The organism is Streptomyces sp. NPDC053432, assembly GCF_055585365.1.
The window spans coordinates 411,340-418,674 of the sequence record NZ_JBVJKF010000002.1 but is presented as its reverse complement, the minus strand read 5'-3'; the positions used below and the strand labels follow the sequence as shown (position 1 = coordinate 418,674).

The 7,335-nt window shown below is 72.5% G+C and carries 8 protein-coding genes; 3 read left to right on the top strand and 5 right to left on the bottom strand.

Annotation, left to right across the window (positions count from 1 at the left end):
* Positions 1 to 44 precede the first annotated feature (44 nt).
* Complete coding sequence (locus ACZ6Y1_RS05010) at positions 45 to 752, bottom strand: response regulator (protein WP_469622992.1); 708 nt, start codon at positions 750 to 752, stop codon at positions 45 to 47.
* Between the two features lie 262 nt (positions 753 to 1,014).
* Between ACZ6Y1_RS05010 and ACZ6Y1_RS05005 the strand changes: the two genes are divergently transcribed.
* Together ACZ6Y1_RS05005 and ACZ6Y1_RS05000 are read left to right on the top strand one after the other, a co-directional pair.
* Entirely contained in the window at positions 1,015 to 1,341 is a 327-nt protein-coding gene (locus tag ACZ6Y1_RS05005) for an STAS domain-containing protein (RefSeq protein WP_469622990.1), read from the top strand.
* Positions 1,342 to 1,469: 128 nt separating this feature from the next.
* Positions 1,470 to 1,970 carry a pyridoxamine 5'-phosphate oxidase family protein gene (locus tag ACZ6Y1_RS05000; RefSeq protein WP_469622987.1) on the top strand — a complete coding sequence of 167 codons (501 nt, stop codon included), beginning with the start codon at positions 1,470 to 1,472 and terminating at the stop codon, positions 1,968 to 1,970.
* An 8-nt stretch (positions 1,971 to 1,978) separates the two neighbouring features.
* On the opposite strand, the gene ACZ6Y1_RS04995 is transcribed toward ACZ6Y1_RS05000, so the two are convergent.
* The 3 genes from ACZ6Y1_RS04995 to ACZ6Y1_RS04985 all read right to left on the bottom strand — a co-directional run bounded on the left by ACZ6Y1_RS04995 (position 1,979) and on the right by ACZ6Y1_RS04985 (position 6,063).
* Positions 1,979 to 3,697 carry a GAF domain-containing sensor histidine kinase gene (locus tag ACZ6Y1_RS04995; protein ID WP_469622984.1) on the bottom strand — a complete coding sequence of 573 codons (1,719 nt, stop codon included), beginning with the start codon at positions 3,695 to 3,697 and terminating at the stop codon, positions 1,979 to 1,981.
* Between the two features lie 201 nt (positions 3,698 to 3,898).
* Positions 3,899 to 5,326, bottom strand: a complete 1,428-nt coding sequence (locus ACZ6Y1_RS04990) for a HAMP domain-containing sensor histidine kinase (RefSeq protein ID WP_469622981.1) — start codon at positions 5,324 to 5,326, stop codon at positions 3,899 to 3,901.
* Positions 5,323 to 6,063 carry a response regulator transcription factor gene (locus tag ACZ6Y1_RS04985; RefSeq protein ID WP_469622978.1) on the bottom strand — a complete coding sequence of 247 codons (741 nt, stop codon included), beginning with the start codon at positions 6,061 to 6,063 and terminating at the stop codon, positions 5,323 to 5,325. Before ACZ6Y1_RS04985 ends, ACZ6Y1_RS04990 begins: the two co-directional genes overlap by 4 nt.
* Positions 6,064 to 6,239: 176 nt before the next feature.
* Here ACZ6Y1_RS04985 and ACZ6Y1_RS04980 point away from each other — a divergent pair, with 176 nt between their 5' ends.
* Complete coding sequence (locus ACZ6Y1_RS04980) at positions 6,240 to 6,749, top strand: DUF2231 domain-containing protein (RefSeq protein ID WP_469622976.1); 510 nt, start codon at positions 6,240 to 6,242, stop codon at positions 6,747 to 6,749.
* Between the two features lie 28 nt (positions 6,750 to 6,777).
* Here the strand turns inward: ACZ6Y1_RS04980 and ACZ6Y1_RS04975 are convergent, their stop codons facing one another.
* Positions 6,778 to 7,224 carry an OsmC family protein gene (locus ACZ6Y1_RS04975; protein WP_469622974.1) on the bottom strand — a complete coding sequence of 149 codons (447 nt, stop codon included), beginning with the start codon at positions 7,222 to 7,224 and terminating at the stop codon, positions 6,778 to 6,780.
* Between the last annotated feature and the right edge of the window lie 111 nt (positions 7,225 to 7,335).

The following is a 7,335-nucleotide window of genomic DNA, read 5'->3' as shown; positions in this document are numbered from 1 at the left end:
GGGGCCGGGCACGCCCTACGGCGTGCCCGGCCCCCCTCCGACGGCTATTCGGGCATCGGGACCGGGTGCTGGCTGGGCGGGATCAGGGTGTGGCTGGCGATCACCGCCGCCTGGACGCGCCGCTCCACACCGAGCTTGGTGAACAGCCGCGAGATGATGTTCTTCACCGTCTTCTCCGCGAGGTACATCCGCTTGCCGATCTCCCGGTTGGTGAGCCCCTCGCTGACCATGACCAGGATTTCCTTCTCCCGGTCGGTGAAGCCGGGCAGACCCGGGACCTGCTCCTCCTGGGGGACGTCACCGCGCATCCGGGCCATCAGACGCGTCGTGGCGCCCGGGTCCAGCATGGACTGGCCTGCCGCGACGGTCCGTACGGCCGTGACCAGGTCGGTACCGCTGATCTGCTTCAGCACGTATCCGGAGGCCCCTGCCATCACGGCGTCCAGCAGGGCTTCCTCGTCGTCGAACGATGTGAGCATCAGGCAGGCGAGTCCGGGCATGCGTGAGCGCAGCTCACGGCACACGCTCACGCCGTCACCGTCCTGCAGCCGGACGTCCAGCACGGCAACCTGGGGACGCAGAGCGGGAATCCGGACGAGCGCCTGTTCCGCCGTGCTCGCCTCGCCGACCACGGTCACGTCGGGTTCGGCGTCCAGCAGGTCGTGCACCCCGCGGCGCACGACTTCGTGATCGTCGAGGAGGAAGACCGTGATCGGCGTCTTCGTGGGGGTGAGGGCACCGCTGTCGGTCATGGGGCAACTCCTTCGCCGGATGCTCGTCCTGGGCGCACGAACTCCAGCATCCTGCCTTCCGGAGGGGCCGAACGGACAGGGCCGATCGGCCCTTTCGCGCAGGCGTCCCGTACGACGCGCGCGGGCGGACCTCTCGCGAAGGGACCTTCGGCCCTGCCGAGAGGCCGGCCGGACCTTCCCCGGCGCCGTCGGTATCGCGTCAACTGAGGCCGCACGGGGAACGATGCGGCTCGCCCGAGCCGCACACAGCGCGGAGGGCTCCATGACGACCGCCTTGATCGACCTGAAGGCCGTGGCCCACGATGAGCGGGGACTGCGAGTCGCCCTGGCCGGAGAGCTTGATCTACACACGGTGGGACAGGTGGAACCGCGCCTCACCGAACTCGCCGGGGCGGGCCACCGGAACCTGGTCCTGGACCTGTCCGGGATCTCCTTCTGCGACAGCTCGGGCATCGATCTCTTCCTCCGGCTCCACCGGTTCTGCCGAGCGGGTGGCACGAGGCTCGTCCTGCGTGATGTGCCGCCCCTCCTGGTCAAGTCCATGCGGGTGCTGGGAGCCGAACGCAGGCTGCGGCTCATGGTGACGTGATCCCGGCCGTGCGCGAAACCGGTGCCCGGTTGGGGACCGTTCGGCCCTGGCTGTCGTGTGGATCGCACGGGAGGCTGGTGCCTCGGAAGCGGCGAAAACCGATGGCTTACGGGATGAGGGCGCGCATCATGGACCAGAACGGCACGCTGCCGGCCGGCGGCCAGGTGCGCGATGTGATCACTGCCCGGCGCATGCGCAAGCTGGACAGGGACGAGGCCCTGCGACTGGTGGCGACGGTGTCCTTGGGACGCATCGTCTTCACGCAGCAGGCATTGCCTGCCGTCCGCCCGGTCAACCACCTCGTCGAGGACGGGGAGATCATCGTAAGGATCCACGACGACGGTGCGCTCGCCTCTCTCGTGGCGCCCGCCGATGTCCCCGGTGTGGTGGTCGCCTACGAAGCGGATGTGATCGACCCCGACACCCACCTCGGGTGGAGCGTGGTCGTCACCGGATACGCGAGCCCGGTGACCGATACCGACGAGGCCGACCGCTACGCGGTACTCCTGCGTCCGTGGGTGGCGCACCGCGTGGCCGGCGCTCTGCGGATCCGCCCCGATCTCGTCACCGGATTCAGGCTGGAGGCGGACAGGACGCCCCCCGCGTCGGCAGCCCGGGGCCCGTCGTGACCGTGTCGTCAGCTCCCGGTGGGCAGCGGCGCCCGCCAGACGAGCCTGCTGCCCCCCTCGTCGGGGCTGTCGACGCAGAAGGTCCCGCCCAGGCTCTCGGCCCGTTCGGCGAGGTTGATCAGGCCGCTCCTGCGCCCCTGCGCCGGGATCCCCCTGCCGTTGTCCGAGACGGTCAGCACGATCTCCCCCGGTCCGGCCTTGAGGGTCACGCCGACCCGGGTCGCCTGCGCGTGGCGGGCCGCGTTGCTCAGGAGCTCACCCAGCACCGCCATGACGTGGTCGGCGATCTGCGGCGGCACGTCCGTGTCGAGCAGGCCTTCCATGCTCAGCCGCGGCGGATGGCCGAGGGCGGTGGCCGCGTCGCCGACCGCGCGGGCGGCTCGGGCCCGCAGCCCGGGGCCGCTCTCACGGTCCTTCGTGCGCAGCCCGAAGATCGTCGATCGGATGATCTTGATGGTCTCGTCGAGATCGTCGACCGCACGGCCGACCCGCTCCGCAGCCCCCTCGTGCTCGACGAGGCGAGCGGCGCTCTGCAGCGTCATGCCGGTGGCGAAAAGCCGCTGGATGGCCAGATCGTGCAGGTCGCGGGCGATCCGGTCGCGCTCCTCCAGGAGGGCGATCTGCTCGGCGTCCCGTCGCCGCTCCGCCAGCTCCAGGGCCAGCGCCGCCTGGCCGGCGAAGGCTACGAGCGGCTCCAGTTCCCCTTCGGTGAACGCCGGCTCGCCCACCGGGCGGGCGAGCAGCAGGACGCCCCTGCTCGCTCCGGCAGTGGTTCCGAGCGGCACCGCCACGGCAGGGCCGAGCCCGCCCTGGACCTGGACGTCGGCGGGATACCGCTCGTCGTCGGAGGCGTGCGGGGATGCGACGGGCCGGCCGGTCCGGTGCGCGGCCCCGCAGAGCGTTCCCGAGAAGGGGACGACGAGCCCCTGCCGTGCTTCGCTGTCCGCGCCGACCGCGAACTCGACGACCAGTCTCTCGGCCCCGGCCACCGGCATCGCGATGTCCGCGAGCCGCGCCGCGGTGATCTCCTGTGCGCGGCGGGCGATGAGCTCCAGCACCGCCGGGCGCGAACTGCCGGACAGCAGGCTCCCGGTGATTTCCGCATTCGCCCTGAGCCACCGCTGCTGGCGCTGGGAGCCCTCGTACAGCCGCGCGTTGTCGATCGCCACCCCTGCCGCCACGGAGAGGGTGGAGATCACCGTCTCGTCCTCGGTGTCGAAATCGATCCCGCCGCGCTTGTCGGTGAGGTACAGGTTGCCGAAGACCTCGTCGCGGACCCGGATCGGGATGCCGAGGAAGGTCCGCATGGGCGGGTGGTGGGCCGGAAAGCCGTAGGAGGAGGAGTGCGCACCGAGATCGGTGAGGCGCAAGGGCTCAGGGTGGTGGATGACCTCCCCGAGCAGGCCGTGGCCGGCCGGCAGGGGACCGATCTCGGCGATCTCCTTCTCGGTGAGTCCCACGGTCAGGAACTGCGAGAGCGTCCGTCCGTCGGGGCCGATGACACCCAGCGCGCCGTACTCGGCGTCGACGAGAAGTGCGGCCGCCTCCACGATCCTGCGGAGCACCTGGGCGAGATCCAGCTCCCGCCCGACCGACACCACGGCCTCCAGCAGGCTGTGCACCCGGTCCCGCGTGCCGCGCACCGCGTCGATGCGCACCTGCAGCTCGTCGAGCAGCTCGTCCAGCCGCATCCGTGGCACCTGGGTCAACGGATCCCCCTCACTCATGTGCTTCTCCTCGGCCTGCCTGCCCCGGTCCGGTGTCAGAGTATCGACACGGACAAGCCCGGCGGGACATCGTTGCGCGCCGATGCCGACCATGACTGACTTGATCGCATCACCGTCCGACGACGAGAGGGGACGGCCACGGGCGGAGTCCCAGTCGGCCGCCGCCGACCGCCGCGCCGCGGCCAACCACGCACGAGGTCGTCAGGCGAGGGGCAACGTCAGGCGGAATTCGGTGTGTCCGGGGCGGCTGGTGATGGCGGCGCTTCCGCCGTGCGCCGCGGCAACGGCGTGGACGATCGCGAGGCCGAGGCCCGTGCTGCCGGTCACCCGGGAGCGGGAGTGGTCGGCCCGGACGAAGCGTCCGAAGACCTCGGGCTGGAGCTCGTCGGGGATGCCGGGACCGTCGTCCGTCACGGTCACGGTGGCGCTTCCCGGCCCGGTCGCGAGCGTGACGGTCACCTCGGTGCCGGGCGGGGTGTGGGTGCGGGCGTTGGCGAGGAGGTTGCCGACGCCCTGCTGGAGGCCGCGGGCGTCGCCTGTGACGACGACCGGCTCCTCGGGGAGGTCGAGACGCCAGTGGTGGCCCGGGCCGGCGGCACGGGCGTCGGCCGTCGCGTCGAGGATGAGGAGGGTGAGGTCGACCTCCGCGCGTTCGAGCGGCCGCCCGGCGTCCAGCCGGGCGAGCAGGAGGAGGTCGTCGACGAGTGAGGTCATGCGCTGCGACTCCGCCTCGATGCGCTCCAGGGCGTGCCGGACGTCGCCCGGTACGGGGCCCCGGTGGCGCAGGGCGAGTTCGGCGTGGCCGCGGATGTTCGCGACCGGCGTGCGCAGTTCGTGGCTGGCGTCGGCGGCGAAGTGGCGCAGCCGCTCCTCACTGGCGTGGCGGCGGCCGAGGGCGTCCTCGATGTGACCGAGCATGCGGTTGAGGGCGCTGCCGACCTGGCCGACCTCCGTGCGCGGGTCGGTATCGGGCAGCGGGCTCGGCATGGCGACCTCGCCGCTCGCGAGGGGCAGCTCCGCCACCTCCGCCGCGCGGGCGGTGACCCGGCGCAGGGGTCTCAGGGAGATCCGTACCCAGGCGGCGGCCGCGATGCCGGTGAGTGCCAGGGCCGTGCCGAACAGGGCGGCCTCGACCGCCTCGACGCGGTGGACGGTCTCCTCCAGCGGGTGCAGGGGCAGTCCGGTCACCAGGACGTCGCCGTCGTCGCCCCGTACGGCCGTGACGCGGTAGCGGCCGGGGCCGGAGAGCCTGAGGGAGTGTCCGTGGCCGTCGACGGGGATGCGGGCGAGGGCGCGGCGGTCGTCGGGGGTGGGGGTCAGGGGGCGGTCGGCCGCGTTGTCGACGACGGCGGCCTGGGTGACGGCGCCATTCAGGAGGCGTGCGCCGAAGGTCCCGTCGGCCTGGCCGCGGGTGTCGGGGCGGTTGTCGGCGTCGGGTACGGTCTCGTGCTCCAGACTGGCGGCGAACCGGCCCTGGGACGCGGTCAGCTGCTCGTCCAGCCGTGCGGTCAGGAACCCGCGCAGGGCCACGGCGGTGGTGACGCCGACGGCCAGGCAGGCCAGGGCGAGGAGTGCGACCAGCCCGGCGGTGAGCTGGCCGCGCAGGGTGCGGGGGGCGAGGCGTCTCACGGGGTGGCACCGGGCTTCAGTACGTACCCCAGGCCGCGGACCGTGTGGATCATCGGGGACCGCCCGGCGTCGATCTTCTTGCGCAGGTAGCTGATGTAGAGCTCGACGACGTGGGCGCGCCCGCCGAAGTCGTAGGCCCACACCCGGTCCAGGATCTGGGCCTTGGACAACACCCGGCGCGGGTTGCGCATCAGGAAGCGCAGCAGCTCGAACTCGGTCCGCGACAGGCCGATCACGATCCCGCCACGGGTGACCTCCCGTGCTTCCTCGTCCATGCTGAGGTCGCCGACGGTCAGCCGGTGCGCCCCGTCGGAGTCGGCGAGCATCCCGGCCCTCCGCAGCAGGCCGCGCAGCCGGGCCAGGACCTCCTCCAGACTGTACGGCTTGGTGACGTAGTCGTCTCCGCCGGCGGTGATCCCGGCGATCCGGTCCTCGACGGCGTCCCGCGCGGTCAGGAAGAGCACGCCCACCCGGGGCGCGTCCCGCCGCAGGGCCCGGAGCACCTGCACGCCGTCGAGGTCGGGCAGCATCCGGTCCAGGACCACGGCGTCGGGCCGGAAGTCGAGGCCGGCCGCGACCGCGGCGGCCCCGTCCGCCGCCGTGCGGACCTCCCAGCCCTCGGCGGTCAGCGCGGAGGCGAGGACGTCGGTCACGTCGGGCTCGTCGTCGACGACGAGTATCCGGACCGCTTGGCCGTCCGGGCGGCGCAGGGGTGAGGTCGTACGGGGCTCTTCCATGGCCCCTCCAGCATCTCCCGCGGAACGCTCCTCCGGGGCGCGGCCCACCTCTGAACATTCTCTGAGTCACCCCTGAGGGCGGGGTGCGGGGCCGTTTCAGAGGGTACGCAGAGGTTCGGCTGTGAGGCTGCCGCCCGAACCCCCAACCGCCTCACCGCATCTTCCGAAGGAGCACCATGGGACTCGGCCTGGTCGACGGTCTCCCCACCCACATCCTCCTGGTGCACGTCGTCGTGGTCCTGGCGCCCCTGGCCGCCCTCGCCCTGATCGCGTGCACCTGCTTCTCCCGCGCCGCCCGCCGGGTCGGTCTCGCACTGCCGGTCCTCGCGCTGGCGGTCCTGGTCAGTGTGCCGCTGACAACGGAGGCGGGCGAGTGGCTGGAGCGCCACGTCGAGCGCGATCCGCTGATCCGCCGCCACGCCGAGCTCGGAGACGGACTGCTGCCCTGGGTCCTGGCGCTCTTCGTCCTGGCCACGGCCGTCTGGTGGGTGCAGCGGCGCGCCTCGGCCACCCCGCCGGCCCCGGCGTGGGTCCGGTCCACGCCCCTGCGCGCGGCGGCGATCGTGCTCGCCCTGCTGATCGGGGCGGGCACGATCGTGCAGGTCTACCGAATCGGCGACTCCGGCGCGCGCGCCGCCTGGCACGACGGCTTCTCCGCCACCGCCGACCCGGGGCCGCGCCGATAGCCGTCCGCCTTCCTCGGGGGAGGGGCTGCTAGGACGCGAAGTCGATGCGGATTTCCGGCGGCTGCCTGAGCGTGTTGTGGACGGTGCAGTGCGACGCGACGGCGAGCAGGCCGGCGCGCCGTCCCTCGGGCAGCTGCGGGGGCGGCACGATCACCAAGTGCACCGTGGCCACCCGGGCGGGGCGGTCGGTGGCCATGGCGAATTCCGCCCGCACACCCAGACCTTCGCACGACAGGCCGTGGCGGAGCAGGTAGCGCCCCGCGTAGAAGGCGATGCACGTGGCCAGGGACGCTGCGAACAGCTCGGTCGGCGTGGGCGCGCTGTCCGTCCCGCCCGCGTCCCTGGGCTGGTCGACACGGACGTGGTGCCCGCGCACGTCGACAACGAAGACGTCACCGTCGACGTGGGTCACATCGAGCCGGTTGGCATCCCCCGGCAGCTGCCTACCAGGTCCTTCCAGTGCGGTGTCCGTCATGGCCGTACCTCCGGTTCCGGCGGGTGCTCCCACTGTGGGCGATCCGTCGGCCTCGGGCATGGGCCTTTCGGGCAACTGTCCGGCCCCGTTGGCCCCTCACACCGCCGAAGC

Bases quoted from the DNA above. Each gene is read 5' to 3' on its own strand.
- ACZ6Y1_RS04975 (WP_469622974.1), bottom strand. From the start codon at position 7,224: ATGACGGACACCGCACTGGAAGGACCTGGTAGGCAGCTGCCGGGGGAT.
- ACZ6Y1_RS04985 (WP_469622978.1), bottom strand. From the start codon at position 6,063: ATGGAAGAGCCCCGTACGACCTCACCCCTGCGCCGCCCGGACGGCCAA.
- ACZ6Y1_RS05000 (WP_469622987.1), top strand. From the start codon at position 1,470: ATGGACCAGAACGGCACGCTGCCGGCCGGCGGCCAGGTGCGCGATGTG.
- ACZ6Y1_RS05010 (WP_469622992.1), bottom strand. From the start codon at position 752: ATGACCGACAGCGGTGCCCTCACCCCCACGAAGACGCCGATCACGGTC.
- ACZ6Y1_RS04995 (WP_469622984.1), bottom strand. From the start codon at position 3,697: ATGAGTGAGGGGGATCCGTTGACCCAGGTGCCACGGATGCGGCTGGAC.
- ACZ6Y1_RS05005 (WP_469622990.1), top strand. From the start codon at position 1,015: ATGACGACCGCCTTGATCGACCTGAAGGCCGTGGCCCACGATGAGCGG.
- ACZ6Y1_RS04980 (WP_469622976.1), top strand. From the start codon at position 6,240: ATGGGACTCGGCCTGGTCGACGGTCTCCCCACCCACATCCTCCTGGTG.